Source organism: Sulfolobus acidocaldarius DSM 639, from assembly GCF_000012285.1.
GTDB classification, from domain to species: Archaea; Thermoproteota; Thermoprotei_A; order Sulfolobales; family Sulfolobaceae; genus Sulfolobus; species Sulfolobus acidocaldarius.
The window spans coordinates 1,341,882-1,365,673 of sequence record NC_007181.1; the positions used below are offsets into that span (position 1 = coordinate 1,341,882).

The following is a 23,792-nucleotide window of genomic DNA, read 5'->3' on the forward strand; positions in this document are numbered from 1 at the left end:
TGAATTTCTAATTAAAATTTCAGAGAAATGGCAGAAAGAGTGGGAAAATAAAAGAGTATTTGATGCAACGCCAGATCCAAATAAGAAGAAATTCTTTACTACAATTGCTTTTCCTTATCCTAATTCACCATTTCATTTAGGTCACGGAAGAACGTATGTGACTGGCGATATATATGCGCGTTACATGAGGATGAGAGGTTACAATGTATTATTTCCCATGGCATTTCATTACACTGGTACACCAATAATAGCTATGGCTGATGATGTGGCTAAAGGAGATAAAGAACTGATAGATATTTTCAAAAGTATTTATGAAATTCCTGATGATGTAATCTCTAAATTAGTAGATCCTTTATTTATGGCTAATTACTTTAAAGAAGAAATAAAGCAAGCCATGAAGGAGATAGGACTAAGCATAGATTGGAGAAGAGAATTTACAACAATAGACCCTGAGTTTTCATCGTTTATAATATGGCAATTTAGGAAACTACAGGAAAAAGGTTTCATAGTGAGGGATACTCACCCTGTAGGTTGGTGTCCAGTTCACCATATCCCTGTGGGCATGCATGATACAAAAGGCGATATGGAACCAGAGATCGGAGAGTTCGTATTGATCTACTTTGATTCTGATATGGGAATTCTACCAGTAGCAACTTTAAGACCAGAGACGGTCTTTGGAGCTATTGCGGTATGGGTTAATCCTCATGAGTCATACTCCATAGTTGAAATAGATGGAAAGAAATACGTTATGAGTGAAAAAGCTTCATCTAAGTTGTCTTTCCAAATAGACAATCTGAAAGTTATTACAGTTGTAAAGGGAAGCGAGCTTGTTAAACATTCAGCGGTTAACCCCATAACTGGAAAAGAGGTTCCTATAATTGGTGCTAACTTTGTGGATCCTCTGACAGGGACTGGTGTGGTGATGTCTGTACCAGCACATGCACCCTTTGACTACTTTTATCTTAAGAAGACTAAATCGGAGTTATCTATAATTTCTGTGATAAGAGTAGAGGGCATGGGAGAGACTTTAGCTAAAGACTTAGTAGAAAAATCTAATCCCCAAAACGATAATGACTTGAAAAAATTGACTGAGCAAGTTTACAGAATAGAGTATAATAAAGGAGTCATGATCGATATAACTAAGCTAGTTAAACCAGAATATGTCGAGGAATTAAAACCTTTAGTTAATCTTCCAGTTCCAGCAGCAAGGCAGAAAATAACAGAATTCATCACCCAGAAAGGATTAGGAAGAAAGATATATGAGATAATGAATAGACCTGTGTATTGCAGATGTGGTAATGAGGTTGTCGTGAAAATACTTAAGGACCAATGGTTCCTAGATTATGGCAACCAGGAATGGAAAGATCTTGCAAGGAAATCTATTGAAAGTATTAGATTCATTCCTCCTGAAATTAAGAAAGACTTTGAGTTTGTAGTAGATTGGTTACAAAAAAGGGCATGTGCTAGGACTAGAGGACTAGGAACACCTCTCCCATGGGACAAGAAGTGGATTATTGAGAGTCTAAGTGACTCCACTATTTACATGGCATTCTACACCATAGCCCATAGACTCAAAGAACATAAACTAAAACCTTCTCAGCTCACCTATGAATTCTGGGAATATATAATGCTAGGAAATGGTAATCCAGATGAGATATCGAAAATTAGCGGAATCCCTGTTGAGGTCATAAAGGCAATGAGAGATGAGTTTCTGTATTGGTATCCATTAGATGTTAGACACAGTGGTAAAGATTTAGTACCTAATCATTTGTCATTCTTCATCTTTAATCACGCCGCCATATTTCCACATCAACTTTGGCCTAAGGGGATAGCAGTTAATGGCTTTGTATTATATGATGGTAAAAAGATGAGTAAATCCCTGAGAAATATAGTTCCGCTAAGGAAGGCAATTAGAATGTATAGTCCTGATGTGATAAGAATAGCCTTAACAACAAATGCTGATATAGGTTCAGACGTTAATTTCAGTGATAGCTATGCAAAATCCATTATCGATACTTTAAAGAACTATTATGATCTTCTAGAGAAGTTGAAGGAGTTTAAGGGCGAGGATGAAGGATTTCCTGAGAAGTGGTTAAAAAGTAAGTTCTATCAGATGGTAATCAATGTTACGCAGTACATGGACTCTCTAGATTTAAGGTCTTCGTCAAACGAAATTTTATACAATTTCTCGTCATACATTAATGAATACTTCGAACTCGTTAGATCTGAGGGCAGAGAACCTAACGGTAAGCTCCTAAGCCAGATATTACAGATATGGATTAAACTGCTTTCTCCATTTGCGCCTCACTTTGCAGAGGAATTATGGCATAAAATAGGGAAAAATACACTAGTGAGCTTAGAGAGTTGGCCAATAATAGATCAATCCAATGTGGACTTGTTTATTGACTTAACTCATACGTATCACAGAAAATTATTAAACGACATACAGGCTATATTGAGCGTATACAAGGATACCCCAAAGAGCATAAAGATATTTGTGGCTAATAAGGAATTTCTAAACGTCTTGAGGGATGCCATAAATATAGTCCAAAAGGGCGGTCAATTAAGACAGCTAATGGAGATACATAAACCTAAAGGCAAGCAAGATGCCAGGTTATATCAAAAAATCTATGAGGAAGCGAGAGAGATTGATGACGATATGAAGAAATTAGTCACTAACTTCGACTTTGACGAAAAGGATCTTTTGGATAAGGGACTCAAATATCTATCTTACAAGCTGGGTATAAAGGAAATAAGGATACTAGACGCATCAGAAATGGATAGAACCAAGTACAATAAGGACGCTCTACCTCTTAGACCAGCCATAATCATTGAGTGACACTATCCCTTCCTTTATCTCTACAGCACCAATAGTTTTCAGGAAATATAGTTTATTCCTAACCTCCTCCCTGCTGGAATTTGTTTTATGTGCTATTATTTGAACTATCTCCCTCATGCTCATTTGTTGGTACTCTCTTAGAAGTTTTAGTATCTCGTTCTCCACATCTCCTATTTGTTCCTCTTTTATCGTGTAATCATTAAGGACTCTAAACAAATGTAAAACGTTATTATTTATTTTCATTTTGTAGAGATTTTCACCTAATTTGTCTATCTGTATCATTCTAACCCCTAGTTTTAATTTCTTTGATGATATAATAACTGTAAATTTCACAGGTACTTCTTTCTCGTCTTCAGCTTCATAAACAATCACTTCACTTTTTTCATTGCATACTGAATGAAAATCCGGTGGTAAAACGTCAGGTTTAATTTTCTCTAGGTTAACAATACATATTTCTTTACCCATAGACCTTAAATGTTTAATTAAGTTGAGCAGAATCACTATTTTTACGTTGTTATAGTAACTAAATATCAATGAAGGCTCTTCTAATATTTCCTGGACTATATTAATCATGTCCGAAGGATTATCTGATATAAGGTAAAATTTATTTTTCACTGTCTCGTGTGTTTAATAGGGTCATTTATTGCACCAACCGATGTTTCAAAGTTAATATATCCGTGGTTAATTGAAGCAGAAGATTACGCATTTGATGATATAAAAGATGGTATAAGACTACATCTTAATGAATCCCCATATCCACCTCCCTTACATATTATACAGGCTGTGGAAAAATATCTAATTTATGGAAACCGCTATCAGCACCCTGAACTTACAGAGAGGTTAAGACGTTTAGCTGCGGAGTATACAAAAGTTGAACCAGAGAACATTTATCCTACGCCTGGTGGGGACGGTGCGATAAGATCTGTATTTTACAATCTAGTTCAACCTGGAGACAAGGTTGTGTTCAACTATCCATCATATAGCATGTATAATATTTACGCTTCTGTGCGCGGACTAAAGAAAGCTAAAATAAATTTAATTGAGGATGGAGACTGGTGGAAAGAAGATAATGAGAAATTGCTAAATGAGAGTAAAGACGCTAGACTTGTCGTCATAGATAATCCTAATAATCCCACAGGTTCTCCAATGTTGTCTGAAGATGTGTTAAAGGAGTTACTTGAAACTGTAAAAGGCTTCGTTATGATCGACGAGGCATACTTTGAATTTTATGGCAAGAGCTTCTCCAGGCTCATCTACGATTATCCTAACTTGATGATAGTCAGGACGTTAAGCAAAGCATTTTCACTTGCTTCATTTAGAGTAGGCTATTTGATAGCAAATAAGGACGTCATTAAGGTACTAATGAAACCTTCAACACCTTTTGATATCTCGCTTCCAGGCTTAATAGCGGGGATAACTGCACTTGAGGATCCTTCTTATACAAAACATGTTGTGGCTGAAGTATCTAAAAACAGGGAATATCTATTATCAGAATTAAGAAGATTAGGTCTAAAAGTGTATAACTCTTTCACAAACTTTGTTTTCGTAAAAGACAACAGGAACCTGTTAAGTTTTCTTATGGCTAAAAGGATAGCTATAAGGAAACCAGTCTCAGGATATTACCGTATATCTGTAGGTAGTGAAAGTGATTGTGAAGCTTTAATAAAAGCATTAGGTGAGTTAGTTGAAACTGGCAATTCCTAATAAGGGAAGATTACAGCAACCAGTACTCCAATTTCTAAATTATGTAGGGATAAGACCTTTATCTTCAGACGAGAGAGCTCTGATAATACCAACTAATTGGGAAGGAATACAATTAGTAATGTTAAGGACAGAGGATATACCAAGTCTCGTAGAAGCTGGTGCTGCAGATATTGGAATTACTGGATATGATTATGTATTAGAGTCAGGTGCAAACGTGGATGAGTTAATAAGGTTAGATTTCGGAAAAGCCAAAATAGTGCTAGCAGTACCACTTTCCTGGGATTATAATTCTCCTGATCAAATAAAACAAGAGATAAGGATAGCCACTAAATATTACAACTTAGCTAAAAAATATATAACAGAAAAAGGGATTCCCGCAAAGGTAGTCAAGATAAGTGGTGCTGCAGAGGTCATTCCATCATTAGGGGCAGCGGACGCAATTATAGACGTAATGAGTACCGGAACTACACTTAAATTACATGGTTTAAAACCACTAGATACTGTTTTAGAAACTCAGGCAGTAGTTATTGGTAACAGATATTGGATGAAGAGTGATGAGGCTGACAAAATTAATCTAATGTTAACGATGATGAAGGGAGCTCTTTATGCTAGAAATAAGAAAATGATATTTATGAATGTGCCAGATAGTAAATTAAACAATGTTATACAGTCATTACCAGCTATGCTATCACCAACTCTTTCTAAACTAGCTAAAGGCGATGCATGGGAAGTGATCACAGTAATAGATGGTGATAAATTACCAGAAATTATAGCAAAAGTTGTGGCTAATGGTGCCCGAGACATAGTGGTAGTAGATATAGAAAAGGTGATAAAGTGATGAAAGTTATGCCCAGCATAGATATCAGTAACAAAGTAGCTGTGAAAAGAATTCGCGGAAAGGGCGGTTCAGGGATAATATTGGGGGATCCATTGAAGATAGCTAAAGAAATCATTTCAGAAGGGTACGACGCAATTCATATTGTGGATCTTGACGCAGCAGAAGGTCTAGGAGATAATAAAGATATTATCAAGCAGATATGCACATTAGGTTTCTCGTGGACTCAAGTTGGAGGAGGAGTAAGAAAATTAGAGATTGCTAAAGATATTCTTGAATATTGTTCTTCAATAGTTGTTTCTACTCTTCCTATAACTAACAGACAAGAATATGATAAGATTATTTCAGGTGTTGGGGTTGATAAAGTATTTTTGTCAATTGACTATGACGATAATGGCTATGTGCTCATAAAAGGATGGAAAGAGAAAAGTGTGAAAGTAAGTGACCTATTAGATTTAGAGTCTGGGGGTGTAATATTTACTTACATACCCAATGAGGGCACAAAGGGAGGGATAGATAATAATGTGGTTGAATATGTGAAGAGTGTGAAGAAAATTAAGGAATATGCTGGTGGTATTGGTAGTTTGGATGATCTTCTTAAACTAAAATCATTTGGGTTCGATTATAGTATAATAGGAATGAGCTTTTATAATGGGACATTGAGAGGTATCAGATTTGTCTAGGAGTATAAGTAAACTAAGGGAAACAAAGGAGACTAAGGTAGAGATATTCTTAGATATAGACAATAAGGGAGAAATAGAGGTCTCTACGCCTGTGAACTTCTTCAATCATATGCTTTACACGTTACTATATTACATGAACTCTACAGCCAAGGTGAATGTTGTGGATAGACAGAACTATGACGATCATCATGTGGTTGAAGATACTGCCATAACATTGGGTCAAGCATTCAAGGAAGTTCTAGGCGATAAAAAGGGTATAAGGAGGTTTGCAAATACTATTATACCAATGGATGATGCGTTAGTATTAGTTGCAGTAGATATTTCAGGGAGAGGGGTTAGTAACGTTGAGTTTAAATTAAAAAGAAACACTATAGGGGATTTAGCTATAGAGAATATATATCATTTCTTCTCTAGTTTCTCTTATCATTCTGGAGTTAACCTTCACGTGATTCAGCTGAGGGGAAAGAACACGCATCATGTACTAGAAGCATCATTTAAAGGTTTGGGCATGTCATTATATGAGGCTAGTAGAATATTGTTCGAAGAAGTAAGGAGTCTCAAGGGAAGCCTATGACGTCCAAAAGGATTATTCCTTGTCTTGACGTGAAAGATGGAAGGGTAGTTAAAGGGGTAAATTTCCTTAACCTTGTAGATAAGGGAGATCCTGTTGAATTAGCTGCAAGATATGAAGAGGAAGGGGCTGACGAAATTGTATTCTTAGATATTACAGCGACAATTGAGGGAAGAAAGACCATGATGAATGTTGTTAAAGATACTGCCAGTGTTATCTCAATACCTTTGACGGTTGGAGGCGGAATTAGGAGTTTAGATGATGTGTCTAAGATACTTGGAAACGGTGCAGATAAGGTTAGTATAAATACAGCAGCTGTAGAGAATAAGGATTTAGTGTCAATATCTTCAGCTGAATTTGGTTCACAGGCGATAGTTGTAGCTATAGACGTGAAAAGAATAGGTAATGATTATTATGTATTTACTAGGTCAGGTAAATACAATACGGGTATAAACGCCATAAGTTGGGCTAAGGAAGTGGAAAAGTTAGGGGCGGGAGAAATATTACTTACTAGTATTGATAGGGATGGAACTAGAGAGGGATACGACATAGAAATCACGGAGTTAATATCTAAATCTGTAAATATACCTATAATTGCCAGTGGTGGTGCAGGGAAAATTGATGATTTTTTAGGCATTCTGAAAGTTGCCGATGCAGCTCTTGCTGCGGGCGTTTTTCATGACGGTGTTATCAGAATTATGGATTTGAAAAAGTATTTGGGTAAAAACGGGGTAGAGGTGAGAATGTGATCAAATATGAGATACCAAAATCTAGACCAAACGAATTTAGTAAAGTACTCCCTTTAGTCGAACAAATATTAAATCAAGTTAAGGAAAGAGGAGATAAAGCACTATTAGAGTTAGAGGAGAAGTACGATAAGGCTAAATTAGATTCCTTAGTCGAGAATAGAATAGATGAACTAGCAAGTAAAATACCGGAGGAATATAAGGCTGCCATAGACAGAATCTATGATCAGCTTGTTGAATTTCATAAGACAACTCTACCATATATGGTAGGGGGAGGATATAACGGAATAGAATTTGGTATACTTTGGAGAGCAATTGAGAAAGTTGGTATATATGTACCTGGAGGATTGAAGTCTTATCCCTCTACGTTGTTGATGGCTGCAATTCCTGCTAGAGTAGCAGGAGTTAGTGAAATTTATGTGGCAACCCCGCCAAATAGAATAGACTCTGTAATTGCATATATAGCTAAAAAACTAAAAATTAATGCGTTATATAGAATTGGTGGAGCTCAGGCAATAGCTGCACTAGCTTATGGAACTGAGAGTGTGAAAAAGGTAGATAAAATTGTAGGTCCGGGAAATATTTTTGTCCAAGCATCGAAGTTTTTGGTTAGCAAAGATGTGGCAATTGATGGAATAGAGGGACCAACTGAACTAGTTGTTATAGCAGATAGTTCAGCAGATTATAGGCATGTTATATTGGATATGAGAGCACAAGCGGAACATGGATCTACATCTTATATAATACTAGTTACCACTTCAGATTTCCTAATTGATAAAGTAAGAGAGGAATTAGATAAGGAGGAGTTTACGTATTATATTGTCAAGGTCAAGAGTATAGATGAAGCGATAGATGTGGCAAACGATATAGCGCCAGAACATTTGTCGTTGTTTGTAAATGATCCTAAATCTTATTTACATAAGATTAAGAATGCTGGTGCAATAAGTCTAGGTAAAACACCTCCAGCACTGATAGACTATGCAGCTGGTCCTGATCACATACTTCCGACAAATGCTTGGTCCAGGGTAAGAGGAGGTTTAACTGTTTATGACTTCTTGAAGCCCATTTCCTACGCCAATTCCGTAAATCCTGATAAGGAACTTGTAAATATGGCAAAGTTGATAGCTGAGTACGAGGGTTTCATATATCACTCTAAGAGCATAGGTGCTAGGTATGAGTGATAATGTCATAGATAAATTATATTCCATAATACTGGATCGTATGAAGACCATGAAGGAAGGTAGCTATACTGTTGAGCTAATTAAGAGGGGAAAGCATTATGTTGCCCAGAAAGTTGGAGAGGAGTCAACTGAGGCAATAATTGCTTCTCTAGTAGAGAGTCAGCAGAGATTTGTTGAAGAGGTCTCAGACTTAATATATCATCTTTTGGTTCTTATGGCTCTAGAGAACGTTACACCCCAAGATGTTTATAAAGAACTGGAAAGAAGGATGAAAAAATGAGGGCAGTAATAATCGATTATGGAGTTGGGAATTTATTTAGTATATACTCAGGGCTTAGGAGAGTTGGGTTTGAGGTGGAAATATCTAAAGAACCAAAGGGTAGTGAGGACTTAATTGTATTCCCTGGAGTAGGTTCCTTTAGTGCGGTATCTAAATATCTTGTCGCTAGGAAGGAGAAATTTGAGGTGCTCAGAAGTAATGGGACAGGGTTTTTGGGTATTTGTCTAGGCATGCAGATAATGTTTGAAGAAGGTACTGAAGGTGGTCTGAACAAAGGTTTAGGTTGGCTGAAAGGCAGAGTCGATAAGATAAATCATCCAAGAGTTAAGATTCCACATATTGGTTGGGATAAGGTTAATGTGATTAAGTATAATGAGCTGAGTGAGGGGATTGATGATCAATATGTGTACTATGCTCATAGTTATGTCGCTTATCCTACTGACAAAAGTGTGATTTTAAGTACTACCTCGTATGGTATAGACTATCCTGCCGTAGTTAATATCGGGAATATTGTTGGTACACAGTTTCATCCTGAAAAAAGCAGTCTAGTTGGAAGGAAGTTTTTAACGAATGTATACAGGTGGTTAAGAAAGTGATGAAGTTAAGTGAGGAGCAAGCTAAAAAGATAGTTGATAAACTTTGGTTTAGACATACTGACTCCACAGTAATTGCCGTGCTCCAAAATGTTAATACCAAGGAAGTTTTGATGGTAGGTAGTATGAACAAGGACGCTGTGATAAAAACTTTGACTACAGGTTATGTGCATTTTTGGTCTATAAGTAAGAAGAAACTTTGGTTGAAAGGAGAAACTAGTCATAATTATCAAATAGTGGAGGATGTGAAAGTAGATTGTGATGGAGACGCTTTAGTAGTGTTGGTTAATCCTCAAGGTTCAACATGTCATACAGGAAATAGAAGCTGTTTTTATAGAGATTTATCAGAATTCGGTAGATAGTAGAAAAGCGTTAATATTTGTTCATCATATATTTTTAATTGGTTGAAGATATGAGTTCGATAAATAAAGAGGAATGGAAGGCTAAAATAATGGAGGCATTAACACAAGTTTATGATCCAGAAATTCCAGTGGATATAGTTAACTTAGGTTTAATTTATGAGTTGAGAATTAATGATGATGGGGAGATTTACATAAGGCTTGGTCTTACAGCTCCTGGTTGCCCAGTTATCGATGACTTAATTTACACGGTAGAGCAAGTAGTGAAAGAAACCGTGCCTGCAAAGAGCGTTGAAGTCGATATTGACTTTGATACACAGTGGACTCCATTTAAGATGACAGCTGAAGGTAGAGAGAGGTTCAAAAAGCTGTACGGTTATGATATTGTAGAGATGTGGATTCAAACTTATGGTTTACCTGACTCTCAACAAGAGTCTCAGCAAGAGCGGAATGCATAAATCCTTTCTAATCATTTGATTAAATGTGTCTTGGAGTATATTAGAGCTAATAAGAAACAATCCAGAAGTTTTGAAGGAAAATCTAAAGAGAAGATTTATTGATACATCTACTGTAGATAAGGCAGTAGAACTGGATAAAAAATGGAGACAGACTCTTCAGGAAGTCGAGAGATTAAGACATGAGCATAATTTAATTAGTTCTCAAATTCCTAAAGCTCCAAAAGAGCAAAAAAGTGAATTAATAAATAAGGCTAAGGAACTACTAAAGACCTTAGAGGATAAGGAGAAAGAATTGCAGAAGATAGAAGAGGAAAGGGAGAATTTGTTGTTATCTCTTCCTAATCTTGTACACGATTCCGTTCCAATAGGTCCAGATGAGAGTTATAGTGTTCCTATAAGATTCTGGGGTAAGTTTAAAGTATACAAGGATGACGTTAATGAATTCCTAAAGCAGACAAACGGGCATAAGGTTGACTACGAGGTAATAAATTGGAAACCCGTAGGACATGCAGATATGCTGGAGAATGTTTTACGGCTAGGTGATACGAAGAAAGCAGGGGAAGTCGCAGCGTCGCGTTTCTACTATCTCTTTAACGATATAGTATGGTTAGATCTAGCCTTATTACTTTACGCTATTGATACAATAACTTCAAGGGGGTATACTCTTGTTTTACCACCTTATATGCTTAGAGGAGAGGTAATTAAGAGTGTTATAGATCTTGATACGTTTAAGGACGCTATATACAAGATTGAGGGAGAGGATCTATATTTAATAGCTACTGCCGAACACTCCATAGCAGCTCTATACTATAAGGAGGAGATACCAAAGGAGGAATTGCCCCTCAAGTTAGTTGGTGTGAGCCCTGCATTCAGGAAAGAGGCTGGTGCCGCAAATAAGGATTTAAAAGGTATATTCAGAGTACATCAATTTCATAAGGTTGAGCAATTTATCTTCTCCTCTCCTGAGGATAGCTGGAAATATCATGAAGAAATGATTGAAAATGCAGAGGAGATATTCCGAGGTCTTGGTTTACCGTATAGAGTAATAAATATAGCATCTGGTGATTTAGGTGCTCCTGCGGCTAAAAAATACGATCTTGAGGTGTGGATGCCGGCACAAGCTAAGTTTAGAGAGATGGTCAGTTGTAGTAATTGTCTCGACTGGCAGGCTTATAGGATGAGAATTAGATATGTGGAAAAGAACAATAAGAAAGGATATCTGCATACTTTAAACAGTACGGCAATAGCTAGCACTAGGGCTATAACAGCTATACTTGAGAATTTCCAAAAGGAAGACGGTGTTGTAGAAGTACCAAAAGTTTTGAGGAAATATTTAGAAACGTTTAGTGGTGCTCCAAAGGAATATATATATCCAAAGAAAAAGCCTAATACTACTTCTTAAGGTACTTTCCTAGATTAGCCTCTATTTTTCTCATTTGCCTCTTTGCTATTCTTAAGAATAGCTTAAGAGCCATCCTCACTGGGTAGTATAATGGTCCCTTCATGTAGAATCTGTTCATAATATCTTCTCCCCAATACACATCATGCCAAAAGACCTTTCTGTATAACTCTATATGTGCCTCTGTTAGTTTTATTCTAGTAAACCAGTCCTTATTTTTGAAATATCCCATTGGAACGAAGAACATTGGGACAAGTATACTTCTGTATGAACGCAAATTATCCACTAACTCTATGGTTTTATAAACATCATCTTCGGTTTCTTCTGGTAAGCCCACTATCATCGTGCCAGCTGGTATAATTCTATTTTCATGCATAATTTTGAAAGCCTGTTCAACAGTCTCAGGGTATTCCTCTATTTTGAATGGAGCTGATTTTGCTGGCATTATTTCTTTAGCTAACCTTGATGAACCAGTCTCAATCCCGACCTCTACACCTAAATATTTCTGGCTCTCGTTGTCATAAATAATCTCTGACAATTTACTTATAAGACCATACTTCTCTTCTGAATATCTTATGGCTGCTAAGCTTGCGTGGCTCCATGCTATGGTTTTATAGTATTTTTTCACCAATTTATGCAATTTAATAAGTGGTTCAGGTCTAGGAAATATTCCTGTAGCCCCATAGAATAATACGTCATCGCTGTGTATTACTCCATGCCTTACTCCGTTCTTAACATTAACTAGTAATTCTTTTTCTATTTTATCTAAAGGATAATATCTAGTTGGTCTTAATGTTACTGAGCAGAACCTGCATGATCGTGCACATCCTCTCATTATCTCAATGAGTCCATTGACACTAGCTCCTTTAATTTCTGAAATTTCGTCGACTGATGGTGCCTCATCTGCACCAATGTATACATATTTAGGTAATGGTTCATTATCCATTATCATTTGTGCTAGTTTTACGATGAATCTATCAGCCTCACCATCTACTAATGTGTCTATTTGAACATCTTGTATCATATCTTCTCTCCACAACCACTGCCATACTGAAGGTCCTCCGGCGATAATTTTCATTCCTCTTTCTTTTGCTTTCTTTATTTCAGGTCTTCTTATGAGTTCCTGGAAACTCTTGTAATTGATTGGTTCTTTCTTTGTGATCCCCCACCATGTAGATGATGGTGGTCCGAATGCAAAATAGTCGTGATGGGAGACCATTAGTGCCTTTGCAGTTTCCAAATATTTATTCAGATGATCAGGATCTATAACTGCAGCTTTGAACCCTGCATCTATTAATGAAGCCTCTACTTTTCTTAACCCATAGGGTGCCTGGACTGGTCTCCCCAAATCATCTGTTTTCATTTTTGGGCATGCTAACCACTTCCATACACTTTCTGGAACACCTACTGCAGGACCAGTGCCTAGGAATCCTAGGAACTCTTTGCCATGATGGTTGGTCATTAGACACCGATCAGTGGTCAAAATAAAATCGTACTTCTCTTCGGTCAAGAAATCACCTTAACTTAATTGTATGTTCTTTTCATTTATAAAGATGATTTAGATAAGGCTTAATATTTTACCTGTAATTTTTCTTACATCTTGAGGCAAATCTTCTCTCTTTTCTACATTTTTAGCATCGGTTGTATTTTCTTTCCATTCTTCATTATTAAGTAGCTTTGCACTAGTAAGACTCTGAAATATTATGATTTTTTCTCCCTTTTCATTTCTTGCTTCTTCTATAAGTAACTCTTGTCCTCTTACTTTCATGCTATATTTTGATTCAACGTTTGATATTTTCATGGCTATTTAGTATGATGGTTAAAAGTAACCATTAAAGCTTTTTGTGGGAATTTACCAAGAAAACGTGTACATTACAAATCGTTCTACAAGAATAATGATAACTGCCTATAAATTTGAGGATTATAAATTAATTTTACTCCTCTTCTTGTGATTCTTCTAACTCTTCTCTCAGTAGATCTAATCCAACTTCCTTATAGTATTCCTCTCTCTCATGGGCTAACTGATCTTCAGATAATTTGATCTCCCCCTTGTCGCTAACTAGAGATGTTGTGAGTACTTTAGCGGTCTTACCCTTATTCTCTTTTACACTATACTGCTTTTTCTCCTTGTCCGTCATCTCCCTCTCAAACTTACATTTAGTGCACCTTAGAATATCCTTGTTATCTTTCTTAGCCGGCACCATTAGTCCGCCACATTTAGGACAGAATTGCATTCAAAAATCACCATATATTGATGTAAAGCCTTAAAGATATATATAAGGGTTTTGCTTAATAAAAACTTATATAATTTTTATTCTAGGATCTTCCTTTACCACATTTAATACTATACTGGTGTATGTCCTTTCTATCTTAGGATTTTTAAGAAGCGACTTAATAAAGGTATCTAGATCTTCTATACTCCTAAATTTAGCAATAAGCATGACATCATATTCACCTACCACATCGTATACTGCTACTACGTTATCTAGGTTAGATACCTCTTTTTCGAACTCAAGAATGTGTTTACCATCTACCTTGATCATTAATATGCTTGTGACAGGATAACCTAACTTTGAATAATCTATTAGTGCAGTAAATCCTTTGACTACTCCTTCTTGGACTAGCCTCATAAGTCTATTATGTAGTGTTGCAGGGGAAACGTTCATTTCTTCTGCTAATCTTCTGAGACTTATTCTAGAATCTTTAAGTAATTCTATTAAAAGTTTTTTATCTATTGCGTCTATTTCTATCTTTTTTCTATCTGACATATATTTCTACATTATAAATATATGGACCTGTTAAAAAATTTTTATCTTAATAAGGATTCTTCATTTAAAGTTTAGTTGTGATATACCGGATAGTATAAGTTGAACGCCAAATGCTGCAATTATAATTGCAGTAAATCTTCCTGCCGCAACTGTACCAGTCTGTCCTAGGATTTTCACTAGATAAGGTCCACTCAATAACGAGAGATAGACTAATAGGGTTACTATTCCACTGCTTATCACTAATTCTAGTGGATTATAATCCACTGATAAACTTATGAGCGCAGTCATAGTACCTGGTCCAACTAGTAAGGGAGTAGCTATTGGAGTTACTATTGCCTCTCTGAGACTTCTTATGAATCTTAACTGCTGAAATCCACCCATAGTGTCAATTCCTAGATATACCAATAGCACTCCTCCTGCAATTTGTAGTGCTTGTGCCGAAAGTCCCAAGAAGTCTAATAAGGGTCTACCAATTAAGGAAAACAATGTCAGTAGAATTAGGATTGCGATCGTAATCTTATTTATCATGTAATTCCAAGACACTTTCTCCTGTGAGTCCCTATTTGCTTCTTCATATATTGCTAGTAGAAATGGAAGCACAGAAAAAGGATCTATAATTGCAAATAGTTTTACAACTATTGTCGCTATGGTTATAGCTAGGTTCTCACTCATTCTAATTGAGATAAAAGTTCTCTTAGGATTTTAATTCTTTGATCCTTATCTTCGGTAAATGTTGCAACCACAAGTTTACTAAGTATTGAATAGATACGGGAAATTTCCCCCTTACATCTTTCAGTATCGTCCTTTGTTTCATTTATCTTTATTTGTAATTGCTGTAGTGCTGATAAAATTTCGTCAAGCATGTGCTGGTCTATATGTTCTCCATGTTCATCATGATGATGTTCATCCTCTATTTCTCTTCTTATTGTGTCAAGGTCTTCCTCGCTCTTAGGAATCTTGTTGATTCTCAGTTTCATCTTCTCCCTCTTCAGTATCTACATTTCTTATATTTTTAGTTTCGCCTTCCTGAATTATCATCTTATCTACTCCCATCCGTAAATAATGCTTGATCACAATACTGATCTTTCCTGCTGCTCTCACAGGTATACATTCAGTTTCGACTTCGTCGCCAGTAACAAGAGTTGCAACAACCTTAGCCTGTTTTTTAGCCTCATCGCAATACTCAACATTAACTGATTTAATCTTGCCCATATACAGCAAAGACTCCATATCTCTGCCTTTCACTCCTATTCTACTCATCTTTTCACTCCTATTCCTCTTATTTCCTCAACTTTTAATCCTTTCTCTTCTAAGTAAGTACCTATGCCCTCTCTTATCTCACGTATTACATCAAATCCTTTCTCTACCAGGACTGTACCTAATCCGACCAGTTTAGCACCGACAGAGATTAATTCTATTGCATCCCTCCAATCGAAGACTCCTCCCACTCCTATTATTTCAGGCTCATATTCCTTAAACACGTCATGAATAACTCTTACAGCTAATGCATGTATACATTTTCCAGATATTCCGCCTGTACCATAGCTCAGTATAGGCTTGAAATCTTCAACGTCAATCAGCATTCCTTTAAGTGTATTAATTAAAGTTAGTCCATCTGCTCCTGCGGAAAGAGCCCTACCGGCTATCTCTACTATATTGTCCCAAGGACCTAACTTCACAAATACTGGTTTTTTCACTATTGACTTTACATTCTTAACTATTTCCTCCACATAAGTTAAGTTGGACTCGCCAAAACCCCTTCTATTTGGGCTACTCACATTAAGCTCAATCATAACGGGAATATCATTTATTTTAGACACAGCATCAATGTACTCATTTACATTACTACCGCCTATGCTTATTATCAGTTTACACTTTATCTCCCCTAAATCTCTCAGAATTTGAATCCCAGGATTCCCTAAACCTATGGCGTTAAGATAGCAATTATCACTTATTTTCACAAAAGTAGGTGATCTATGAGGTTCCAATGGTGAATAAGTTAAGGTCTTACTGGTTATAGCTGAGGGCTCGTACTTTTCACATACATTTTGCATGTATTCTTTTGTTGGTGGTACAATACCTGACGCTATTACTATAGGATCTTCAAAATTAACTCCTGCTACTTGAATCAAATATATTCACACCTCTTATAGGATATACATTCTCTCCATCAAATGCCAATTTACCTTCAACTATCACGTTTGTAACTTTAGCATCTAAACTAAATCCATCCATCGGTGTCTCCGTGACTTTACTGAATTTTGTTGTGTACCTCCAGTTCTCTCTCTTTATTACTGTAAAATTAGCCCTATATCCTTCCTTTATCTTTCCAGTGGGTATGTTTAGTATTCTAGAAGGATTACCAGATAATAGTGAAACGGCTCTATCTATACTGATTAAACCCTTGAACATTAATGAGTATATATATGGTGTGGAGAAAGAGACACCTGCTATCCCTGGTGGACAAAGATCAAAGTTCATTCTCTTCTCCTCTTTTGAATGCGGCGCATGGTCACTTGCAATACAATCCACCTCAAATAACCCCTTTAAGAATAGTTTAAGCCTTGTAACATAGTCCCTGATAGGTGGGTTAACTTTGCTTATACAGTCCCTTTCGCCATCTACAACAAGGTGATGTGCTGTTATATCCGTGGTAAAGCCCATACTTTTAGCCAATTGCAGTGTTTCGAAGTTGGTTATATGTGTAATATGCATGTTTCCTTTCACTAAATTGATGGCAGCAGTTTCCATCCAATAACTCCTTCTTAGACTCCTTTCGATCTTGGATACAAAGGGCATCTCTGGGTGTAGTATTTTCAATTTTTTACTTTTTTCTAAAACATACCTTGTTTCTTCCTTTTCCAGGTCTTCGGGATATATTTTGTATCCTGCTATTGGCAATTTATCTATTTCTTCAACTTCTTTGCTTACACCACTATATATACCGTAGTCAGTTCTTGAATATAATTGAAATTCTCTTAATCTCTCCTTTATTCTCTCAGGGGTATTAATGTAAGGAACAGTGTTTGGCATATCCACTATAACTCCAACACCACCATAGACTGCTTCACTTGTGGCTGTAGCCACAGTTTCTTTATATGACAATTGTGCTCCTCTAACGTGGACATGGAGATCAACTGATGCAGGCAGTATCAATTCTTCATTGGTAAAAGTCATATCAGGCTTGCAGTTTGCCCTAATTTCCTTTATTGACCTGTCAAAATTTATGCAGATTTCTTTTATTTCTCCTTCATAATACGCTTTCCCTTTTATCCACAATCCTACTCACCTGTACGAATGGTCCCTCAACACAGGCTATAACGCCCTTATATTCACACTCTCCGCAAACTCCTAATGTACAATTCATTTTAACCCATCTTAAATATACGAAAGAGTCAGATGGGAGCTTATGTAAGTCTTCCTTTGGAGCTGAAGATATTATCATATCGCCCTCTATTTTGTCTGTAGTCTCAAATTCCAGATCTTGACAGTTCTCGAGACAATAAACTTTTACTTCCATTCCAAGCCTTTTCCCTACTTTTAAGGGATAGAGAATGTCTAAGTAATTCTTCTTATCTTTAATTATGCCCAAGAGCTTTTTCCCCTTATATTTTAAGGGTTTTCCCAAAGGTCCTTTCAGTAGAACTTTCTTCTTCTCCATAAATCTTTTCTGAAGTGTTGTAGAATCTATATACACCGTTAGTAAATTATTTTCGTAATCTGCAACTGTCAGGGGTATTTCTCTTTCTGAAGGAAATATGACACTTATAAATTGTCCAGGCAAAGGATCAATGGCAGACTGTATTATTACTCTATAAGAGTTGTACTTATAGTCAGGTTCTACTTTTATAACTCTTGAATAGGTCAGGTTCATTTATTATTTGCACCCAATATCTGGCTCATTATCTCGTTCTCGTCAATTATTGTCTCACAATACTCACATCTCATTTTTAATGGTTTTTCCGTCAATGTTTTGAAAGTGGGAATAGCTTCCACATCATTACTCGTTATGCAGTAAGGATTTGGACATTTCAGTATTCCCTTTACCACCTTAGGAACCTCTAACTTGGTTTTCTTTACAACCTCATACTCCCTAACTATATTAATTGTAGCTGTTGGTGCTATTAATGTAATAAGGTTAGCTTCTGTATCACTTATCTCTTTATCTTCTATCTTTACAATATCCTTCTTACCCATTTTCTTGCTATCAACATTTATAACTAATGCAATTCTAAATCCTTCATGTCCCTTTATACCTAAGACATTAAGTACTGCGAATGCTCTTCCTGCCGGTATGTGGTCTATGACTGTACCGTTCTTTATTTTACTTACCATTAGTTCCTTTCTATTACCTTGGATCTCCATTTCACTCACCATAAATCTTAGTAAGTATGCTCATTCTTACGGGTACACCGTAAGAGGCTTGTTCAAAATACTTTGCCTTAGTAGTCTTGTCCACTTTTCTGTCAATCTCATTAACTCTAGGAAGAGGGTGTAATATTATAGAATCTTTCTTCATTTTATTTGCTAAGTCTAGACTAACAATGTAACTTCCTTTTATCTTTTCGTATTCCATTTCATCTACAAATCTTTCCTTTTGTATCCTGGTTACGTATAAAACGTCAACTTCGTTTATTACTTCAAATGGATTCTCTACTTCTTTAACGGGATAGTTTAACTCGTCAAGTATCTCCTTTCGAGCTCTTAACAATTGAGGCGAAATTAGATAAACTAACTTTGGTCTAAACCTTGTTAGTATACGAAGCAGACTATTTACTGTTCTAGCGTATTTTAGGTCTCCTAGAAGCGCAAAAACTAACCCATCAATTGTATTAAAGTGCTTATTTATTGTGTAAATGTCTATTACAGCCTGGGTAGGATGCTCGTGCTTACCATCTCCTGCATTAATGACTGGTATATCTGATATTTCTGATGCAAATCTAGACGCACCATCGTATTTATGTCTCATTACAATACCGTCAGAATAGTTATTCAACATTCTTATTGTATCCGCTAGATTCTCTCCTTTAGCAACTGAGGTTGATTCCTCTCCGCTGAACCCTATTACATCTCCTCCTAGATTGATTATTGCCTTTTGGAAACTTAGATATGTACGTGTACTAGGCTCAAAGAAAGCTATGGATATTGTCTTACCACTAAGTATTTTTCTGGTATCATTTAGATTTTTACTATACTTATCTGTTAGGGCAAATATGTCCTCTAGCTCATCACGAGAAAAATTATACGCCGAAATTATATGTTTCAATAACGCCCTTAAATAAGGTTAGTCTAAAATTATATTTAAAGTCTTTTGCCTTCAGTTTAAATAGGGTTAAAATGGATTTCGTGAAAGCTCTACTTGATAAAAAATTGCTTTTGATAGGAAATTTTATGTTAACATCAGGTAAAGTTAGCCCCTATTACCTAGATTTAAGGAAACTCCCCAACCATCCTGACATATTTTCATTCGTCGTTAGTTCTGCAGTCGACATAGTAAAAGGTATTAATTTTGATATGATATTGGGAGTTGTTACTGGGGGCGTTCCATTTGCCTCATTTATTGCTTGTAAGTTGAATAAACCTATGGGATACATCAGAGCTGAGAAAAAGGGTCACGGCACTGAAAGATTGTTGGAAGCTGACGTAGATGGTAAGAAGGTAATCGTTGTAGATGATGTAGCTACTACTGGTGGTTCAATTCTTAAAGCAGTGGAGGAGGTAAGGAAAGCTGGAGGTAAAGTTGAACATGCTCTAGTTATAGTCGATAGAGAAGAAGGAGCTTTTGAAAAATTAGAAAGTGTAGGTATAAGGTTATTGTCAGTATATAAGGTAAGCGAAATACTGAATTCTCTAATTAAGTCAAATCTCGTCGCTGAGAATGAAAAAAAGCTCATATCTGATTATATGGTGAAAAATATTGGAAAAAGCTAGAATAATTTTAGCTTTAGATAAGATTTTGCCTATAAACTTACTAAAGGATTTCACTACCCATATAAACAAAATAAAAATTAGCTATGTAACATTGCTAGAAGGAGGTCTTGGTTATCTTAAAGATATTAGGAAATTGGACTGGGACGAGATAATTTTTGATTTAAAGTTAGCTGATATAGACTCTACCATGATATCTATTGTGAAAAATCTAGAGCAATTTGCAGACTCTTATATATCCCACTCATTCATAGGTTATGAAGGAGCTCTAGATAAATTGAAAAACTATCTTGACAGTAGGAACAAAGGATTGTATCTAGTTCTTTCAATGTCCCATAAAGGATGGAATGACGATTATTATAAGTACTTGAAAAGTATAGTCAATGTGACAAAACCTAAAGGAATAGTTGTAGGTGCCACTAAGCCTTTAATGCTCAAGTTAGCGAGATCAGATTTTCCAAATACCATAATTATTTCTCCTGGTGTTGGTGTCCAAGGTGCCAAAATAGGTGAGGCAATATGTAATGGTGCTGATTATGAAATAATTGGAAGGAGTATTTATGACTCTGGAGAGCCTTTAAAAACGCTAATAGAATTTATTGATAATCAGAAGGTAACAATAAATGAGTGTAAAGTTCGGCAAACATGATAAGAACCAATTAAGCGAGGAACTGGCTAGGATATCTGAAATGATAGATAAGGCTGAAGAGATACACGAAGAGACCGGTGAAGTTCCCACAACAGATTTGGTTAATTTGTATACCCTGTCAGGATACTACGAATCTAAAGTGGGGAAAGGCAATTACACTTATTATCATCTTTATTCAGTATTTGCAGAGAAATATGTAAACTTCATTAGAACTACCATGAGTGAGTATGCAAGGTCTACTAAGGAGACTGAAATAGAGTATATTAATATATTGCTGGATGATGGATACTTTCTGATTCTTGAGGGCGAAGAGGATAAGGTTGTTTTACCACATCCCTCAGCTCTTGCCTCTACTCATACGCATCCAGGCATCTGTTTCTTCTCTCATAAGGATTTAGAGACAGCAGATTTTCTATTTATGCGAAATTATCTAGCTGTAGGTGTGACTTCAAATGAGTGTGCTTTAATCCTCTTTAGAAATGGTGTGTATACTTTAGAGGATAAGTCAGAACTTGAGTCATTAAGTAAACAAGTTAAAAAAGTTAAAACATTTCAGGAATTACTTAATGTTTACTCGAATTCCTCTAAAAAATTCACAAATCTTAAATTACTCTTCACTCAGTTTGCTTAGCCAATAGATCTATAGTAGCCTCAGCAATATCCATTGAATATCTTGTTACCCTTCTTATTGAGTCTAACACTATTAACGTGGAACTATCGTCCTTTAAACTGTGAAAGTTCATAATAACGTTTTCTGAGAGTTTACTATTAGTATCTAATGTCTCAAATCCCTTATTTATAACATCATGGGCTCTCTTTCGGTCTCTATTGGAAAAAGCTGAAAATGACGTTTTGTAGAGTTCGATCACTGACATACCGTGGTTGTATACGGTTTCGTTGTTTAACCTCTCTATGGATTGAGTCTGTTCAGCTATTCGTATTGCATGATCTGATACTCTCTCTATAGACTTAGCTATTGATGAGATATCAGTAAGCTGAGTGAGATTGAACTTCTCCTCATCAAGTATATCTGGATATTCGACTGATAACGAGAGTTGTCTTATGGTATAGAAGAAAAACCTATCCACGTCATCATCTCTATTTCTTATCTCCTTGGATAACTCCTTGTCTCCTTTTTGTAACCCATTTAATGCGTCTCTAAACATGTTATAGGATATATTGAATGCTCTTCCTAATGATTTAGTTATGGATAAATCTTTTTCATTGACCAGGAATTGAATAGATATATTATTCGAGCTTTCGTCTATAACTTCAGCACCTAAAAGTCTATTTCTTACTAATTCTTTTATCTTCTCCTTCTCCATTGTATTAAACTTGTTACAATAAACGTCAACCAATGAGTATCCTGCCATGTAATACGCTATAATTTCTCTCACTAAGAACGAGATATCAGCTCCTTCACAGTTCATAGTTATACTTCTCTCTTTCTTATCTGTATCATTCCCAGCTCTAGGACTAAGAATTAGTCTCATTTGCCTGTCCTCAGCAATTTCGACTTCATCTCCTGGTTTGAGAGAATGTTGCTTAACCCATCCTTTAGGTAACGAGATAATATATGTTGAGCCTCCAGTTAATTGAATCCTCCTAACTATAGGTTTACTCATACTCTATTTTCACTATATAGTTTTAAATCTCAATTTTATAGTTTTCTTTAAGCTCCTTCTTAGCCACATCCTCAGCTTCTTTAAGTAGTTGTCTAGCTTCCTCTTTCACGTTAATTTGGGGACTCTGCTGAACAGTGTTGGGAGCTATATAGACTGTCCTTATAGTCTCAATAATTTCATCAATTATAGGGGAAAACTCTATAGATGCTCCTAATTGTCCCTTTAACTCGTTCAATGCCTCTACCAGTGGAGATAGGTAGGTAACTACATTCCCTAAAATTATCAATGTTTCCAGCCTTATTTCAAGAATTTCTAATAGAATTTTTAGTTGAACCAAAGTTACTATGTATTTCCTCGTAAGCTCTGTTTCCTTAATGTATTCTTTACTGAGCAAAGGAAATCTACCTATGTTTGACAGCGACAATCTTTCTAGCGCTTTGTTTCTATTCTCAGCTTTACTTATCCACATATCGATTTTATACTTAGCCATACGAATGTCAGTGAGTAATTCAGCAATCGTCCTTTTCTTCACAAGTATCTTCTTTTAATCCCAGCATTTAAGAATATTTTGACCTCTAAAAATTGGTTTAGTAACCCTTTTATTGACCATTTCGATCTTGTCTATAAGTAGCTCTGAGGGAATATAGGCGGATTTAAACGTTCAAAAACTAGTTTTTCCTTTTCAAGGGTGTAACTCTAATACTAAGCTGGGCTCTTCTTATTGATTTCGTAATCCCTGCACTAACCCTTACAGCTTCACTGCTCGTTACTGTTTCTATTCTGTACGAAATTTTTAAGTTGTTGCAATATGTATATTACATCCTTATCTAGTTCTTTAAATCTCTCTAAATCACATAGACTTAGATACTCTAGTTCAGTATAAACTCCTATCTTCTCCTTTATATCCTTCATCGAAATGGACAGATCTAGAAATAACTTAACTATGTACTCACCTTTTTCACACTTTCTTAATATAAGGCTAAGAAGACCGAGATCCAGGAGTCTTTTCCTTTTGTTCTTCCCTGTTAATATTACTCTTACTCCTATAGGTATCTCTCTTCTTAAGTCGTCTATTTTTATTTCATTTTCATTAAGATAAATTATCGCATTCTCTTCTTTAATGAAATTTATCGAGTATATCCATAAATACTTTATATGCATATTGGATAAAAAG

31 protein-coding genes are annotated in these 23,792 nt (G+C 36.0%); 15 read left to right on the forward strand and 16 right to left on the reverse strand.

All coding sequences use genetic code 11. The features are described from left to right. Positions 1–10: 10 nt before the first annotated feature. Entirely contained in the window at positions 11–2,839 is a 2,829-nt protein-coding gene (gene leuS / locus SACI_RS07495; protein WP_370685266.1) for a leucine--tRNA ligase, read from the forward strand. Here the strand turns inward: leuS and SACI_RS07500 are convergent. Next, positions 2,807–3,412 carry a hypothetical protein gene (locus tag SACI_RS07500; RefSeq protein ID WP_011278388.1) on the reverse strand — a complete coding sequence of 202 codons (606 nt, stop codon included), beginning with the start codon at positions 3,410–3,412 and terminating at the stop codon, positions 2,807–2,809. The two genes, leuS and SACI_RS07500, sit on opposite strands and share 33 nt — an antisense overlap. A 48-nt stretch (positions 3,413–3,460) precedes the next feature. Between SACI_RS07500 and hisC the strand changes: the two genes are divergently transcribed. The 11 genes from hisC to serS are packed head-to-tail and all read left to right on the forward strand — an operon-like array spanning position 3,461 to position 11,651. Further along, on the forward strand, positions 3,461–4,543 hold the full coding sequence (gene hisC, locus SACI_RS07505) for a histidinol-phosphate transaminase (protein WP_011278389.1): 1,083 nt from the start codon (positions 3,461–3,463) through the stop codon (positions 4,541–4,543). Beyond that, a complete protein-coding gene (hisG, locus tag SACI_RS07510) occupies positions 4,524–5,381 on the forward strand; it encodes an ATP phosphoribosyltransferase (protein ID WP_011278390.1) in 858 nt (285 codons plus the stop codon). The genes hisC and hisG overlap by 20 nt, the downstream gene beginning before the upstream one ends. Next, on the forward strand, positions 5,381–6,061 hold the full coding sequence (gene hisA / locus SACI_RS07515) for a 1-(5-phosphoribosyl)-5-((5-phosphoribosylamino)methylideneamino)imidazole-4-carboxamide isomerase (protein WP_011278391.1): 681 nt from the start codon (positions 5,381–5,383) through the stop codon (positions 6,059–6,061). Before hisG ends, hisA begins: the two co-directional genes overlap by 1 nt. Continuing rightward, positions 6,054–6,635, forward strand: coding sequence for an imidazoleglycerol-phosphate dehydratase (hisBd, locus tag SACI_RS07520; protein ID WP_011278392.1), 582 nt, complete (start codon positions 6,054–6,056; stop codon positions 6,633–6,635). The genes hisA and hisBd overlap by 8 nt, the downstream gene beginning before the upstream one ends. Beyond that, on the forward strand, positions 6,632–7,381 hold the full coding sequence (gene hisF / locus SACI_RS07525) for an imidazole glycerol phosphate synthase subunit HisF (RefSeq protein WP_011278393.1): 750 nt from the start codon (positions 6,632–6,634) through the stop codon (positions 7,379–7,381). Before hisBd ends, hisF begins: the two co-directional genes overlap by 4 nt. Continuing rightward, positions 7,378–8,559 (forward strand): histidinol dehydrogenase, encoded by a 1,182-nt coding sequence (gene hisD / locus SACI_RS07530; protein WP_011278394.1) that lies wholly within the window; start codon positions 7,378–7,380, stop codon positions 8,557–8,559. Before hisF ends, hisD begins: the two co-directional genes overlap by 4 nt. After that, entirely contained in the window at positions 8,552–8,839 is a 288-nt protein-coding gene (gene hisE / locus SACI_RS07535) for a phosphoribosyl-ATP diphosphatase (RefSeq protein WP_011278395.1), read from the forward strand. The genes hisD and hisE overlap by 8 nt, the downstream gene beginning before the upstream one ends. Beyond that, a complete protein-coding gene (hisH, locus tag SACI_RS07540) occupies positions 8,836–9,435 on the forward strand; it encodes an imidazole glycerol phosphate synthase subunit HisH (protein ID WP_011278396.1) in 600 nt (199 codons plus the stop codon). Before hisE ends, hisH begins: the two co-directional genes overlap by 4 nt. After that, positions 9,435–9,794, forward strand: a complete 360-nt coding sequence (gene hisI, locus SACI_RS07545) for a phosphoribosyl-AMP cyclohydrolase (protein WP_015385638.1) — start codon at positions 9,435–9,437, stop codon at positions 9,792–9,794. Before hisH ends, hisI begins: the two co-directional genes overlap by 1 nt. Before the next feature lie 50 nt (positions 9,795–9,844). Continuing rightward, the gene (locus SACI_RS07550) at positions 9,845–10,249 is read left to right on the forward strand and encodes a metal-sulfur cluster assembly factor (protein ID WP_011278398.1); all 405 of its coding nucleotides are present in this window, start codon (positions 9,845–9,847) and stop codon (positions 10,247–10,249) included. Positions 10,250–10,274: 25 nt separating this feature from the next. Then, the gene (gene serS / locus SACI_RS07555) at positions 10,275–11,651 is read left to right on the forward strand and encodes a serine--tRNA ligase (protein ID WP_011278399.1); all 1,377 of its coding nucleotides are present in this window, start codon (positions 10,275–10,277) and stop codon (positions 11,649–11,651) included. On the opposite strand, the gene SACI_RS07560 is transcribed toward serS, so the two are convergent. From SACI_RS07560 to pyrB, 12 genes are all read right to left on the reverse strand, one after another. Beyond that, positions 11,641–13,110 carry a B12-binding domain-containing radical SAM protein gene (locus SACI_RS07560; protein WP_011278400.1) on the reverse strand — a complete coding sequence of 490 codons (1,470 nt, stop codon included), beginning with the start codon at positions 13,108–13,110 and terminating at the stop codon, positions 11,641–11,643. The genes serS and SACI_RS07560 overlap by 11 nt on opposite strands. A 96-nt stretch (positions 13,111–13,206) precedes the next feature. Further along, positions 13,207–13,449 (reverse strand): hypothetical protein, encoded by a 243-nt coding sequence (locus SACI_RS07565; RefSeq protein WP_011278401.1) that lies wholly within the window; start codon positions 13,447–13,449, stop codon positions 13,207–13,209. A 133-nt stretch (positions 13,450–13,582) separates the two neighbouring features. After that, complete coding sequence (locus SACI_RS07570) at positions 13,583–13,882, reverse strand: DNA-directed RNA polymerase subunit M (protein ID WP_011278402.1); 300 nt, start codon at positions 13,880–13,882, stop codon at positions 13,583–13,585. 66 nt (positions 13,883–13,948) lie between these two features. Further along, a complete protein-coding gene (locus SACI_RS07575) occupies positions 13,949–14,416 on the reverse strand; it encodes an Lrp/AsnC family transcriptional regulator (protein ID WP_011278403.1) in 468 nt (155 codons plus the stop codon). 60 nt (positions 14,417–14,476) lie between these two features. After that, entirely contained in the window at positions 14,477–15,088 is a 612-nt protein-coding gene (locus tag SACI_RS07580; RefSeq protein ID WP_011278404.1) for a MarC family protein, read from the reverse strand. Beyond that, positions 15,085–15,393 carry a hypothetical protein gene (locus SACI_RS07585; RefSeq protein ID WP_011278405.1) on the reverse strand — a complete coding sequence of 103 codons (309 nt, stop codon included), beginning with the start codon at positions 15,391–15,393 and terminating at the stop codon, positions 15,085–15,087. The genes SACI_RS07580 and SACI_RS07585 overlap by 4 nt, the downstream gene beginning before the upstream one ends. Next, on the reverse strand, positions 15,365–15,676 hold the full coding sequence (locus tag SACI_RS07590; RefSeq protein ID WP_011278406.1) for a hypothetical protein: 312 nt from the start codon (positions 15,674–15,676) through the stop codon (positions 15,365–15,367). Before SACI_RS07590 ends, SACI_RS07585 begins: the two co-directional genes overlap by 29 nt. Further along, the gene (gene pyrD, locus SACI_RS07595; protein ID WP_011278407.1) at positions 15,673–16,548 is read right to left on the reverse strand and encodes a dihydroorotate dehydrogenase PyrD; all 876 of its coding nucleotides are present in this window, start codon (positions 16,546–16,548) and stop codon (positions 15,673–15,675) included. The genes SACI_RS07590 and pyrD overlap by 4 nt, the downstream gene beginning before the upstream one ends. Continuing rightward, complete coding sequence (pyrC, locus tag SACI_RS07600) at positions 16,526–17,695, reverse strand: dihydroorotase (protein WP_011278408.1); 1,170 nt, start codon at positions 17,693–17,695, stop codon at positions 16,526–16,528. Before pyrC ends, pyrD begins: the two co-directional genes overlap by 23 nt. After that, positions 17,667–18,290 (reverse strand): hypothetical protein, encoded by a 624-nt coding sequence (locus SACI_RS07605; RefSeq protein ID WP_011278409.1) that lies wholly within the window; start codon positions 18,288–18,290, stop codon positions 17,667–17,669. The genes pyrC and SACI_RS07605 overlap by 29 nt, the downstream gene beginning before the upstream one ends. Then, positions 18,287–18,781 carry an aspartate carbamoyltransferase regulatory subunit gene (pyrI, locus tag SACI_RS07610; protein WP_011278410.1) on the reverse strand — a complete coding sequence of 165 codons (495 nt, stop codon included), beginning with the start codon at positions 18,779–18,781 and terminating at the stop codon, positions 18,287–18,289. Before pyrI ends, SACI_RS07605 begins: the two co-directional genes overlap by 4 nt. Position 18,782: 1 nt before the next feature. Continuing rightward, positions 18,783–19,682 (reverse strand): aspartate carbamoyltransferase, encoded by a 900-nt coding sequence (gene pyrB / locus SACI_RS07615; RefSeq protein ID WP_011278411.1) that lies wholly within the window; start codon positions 19,680–19,682, stop codon positions 18,783–18,785. Between the two features lie 71 nt (positions 19,683–19,753). Between pyrB and pyrE the strand changes: the two genes are divergently transcribed. Genes pyrE through SACI_RS07630 form a run of 3 tightly spaced genes read left to right on the forward strand, consistent with a single transcriptional unit; the run spans position 19,754 to position 21,624 of the window. After that, positions 19,754–20,347 carry an orotate phosphoribosyltransferase gene (pyrE, locus tag SACI_RS07620; protein WP_011278412.1) on the forward strand — a complete coding sequence of 198 codons (594 nt, stop codon included), beginning with the start codon at positions 19,754–19,756 and terminating at the stop codon, positions 20,345–20,347. Then, on the forward strand, positions 20,334–20,993 hold the full coding sequence (locus SACI_RS07625; protein ID WP_011278413.1) for an orotidine 5'-phosphate decarboxylase: 660 nt from the start codon (positions 20,334–20,336) through the stop codon (positions 20,991–20,993). Before pyrE ends, SACI_RS07625 begins: the two co-directional genes overlap by 14 nt. Further along, positions 20,968–21,624: a hypothetical protein gene (locus tag SACI_RS07630; protein WP_011278414.1), complete on the forward strand. Its 657-nt coding sequence runs from the start codon at positions 20,968–20,970 to the stop codon at positions 21,622–21,624. Before SACI_RS07625 ends, SACI_RS07630 begins: the two co-directional genes overlap by 26 nt. On the opposite strand, the gene SACI_RS07635 is transcribed toward SACI_RS07630, so the two are convergent. The 3 genes from SACI_RS07635 to SACI_RS07645 form a co-directional block, all read right to left on the reverse strand. Beyond that, on the reverse strand, positions 21,608–22,618 hold the full coding sequence (locus tag SACI_RS07635) for a phosphate uptake regulator PhoU (protein ID WP_011278415.1): 1,011 nt from the start codon (positions 22,616–22,618) through the stop codon (positions 21,608–21,610). The two genes, SACI_RS07630 and SACI_RS07635, sit on opposite strands and share 17 nt — an antisense overlap. Positions 22,619–22,640: 22 nt before the next feature. Further along, positions 22,641–23,150, reverse strand: coding sequence for a cell division protein CdvB3 (gene cdvB3, locus SACI_RS07640; RefSeq protein ID WP_011278416.1), 510 nt, complete (start codon positions 23,148–23,150; stop codon positions 22,641–22,643). A gap of 224 nt (positions 23,151–23,374) precedes the next feature. Next, positions 23,375–23,779, reverse strand: a complete 405-nt coding sequence (locus SACI_RS07645; protein WP_011278417.1) for a hypothetical protein — start codon at positions 23,777–23,779, stop codon at positions 23,375–23,377. Positions 23,780–23,792: the final 13 nt, after the last annotated feature.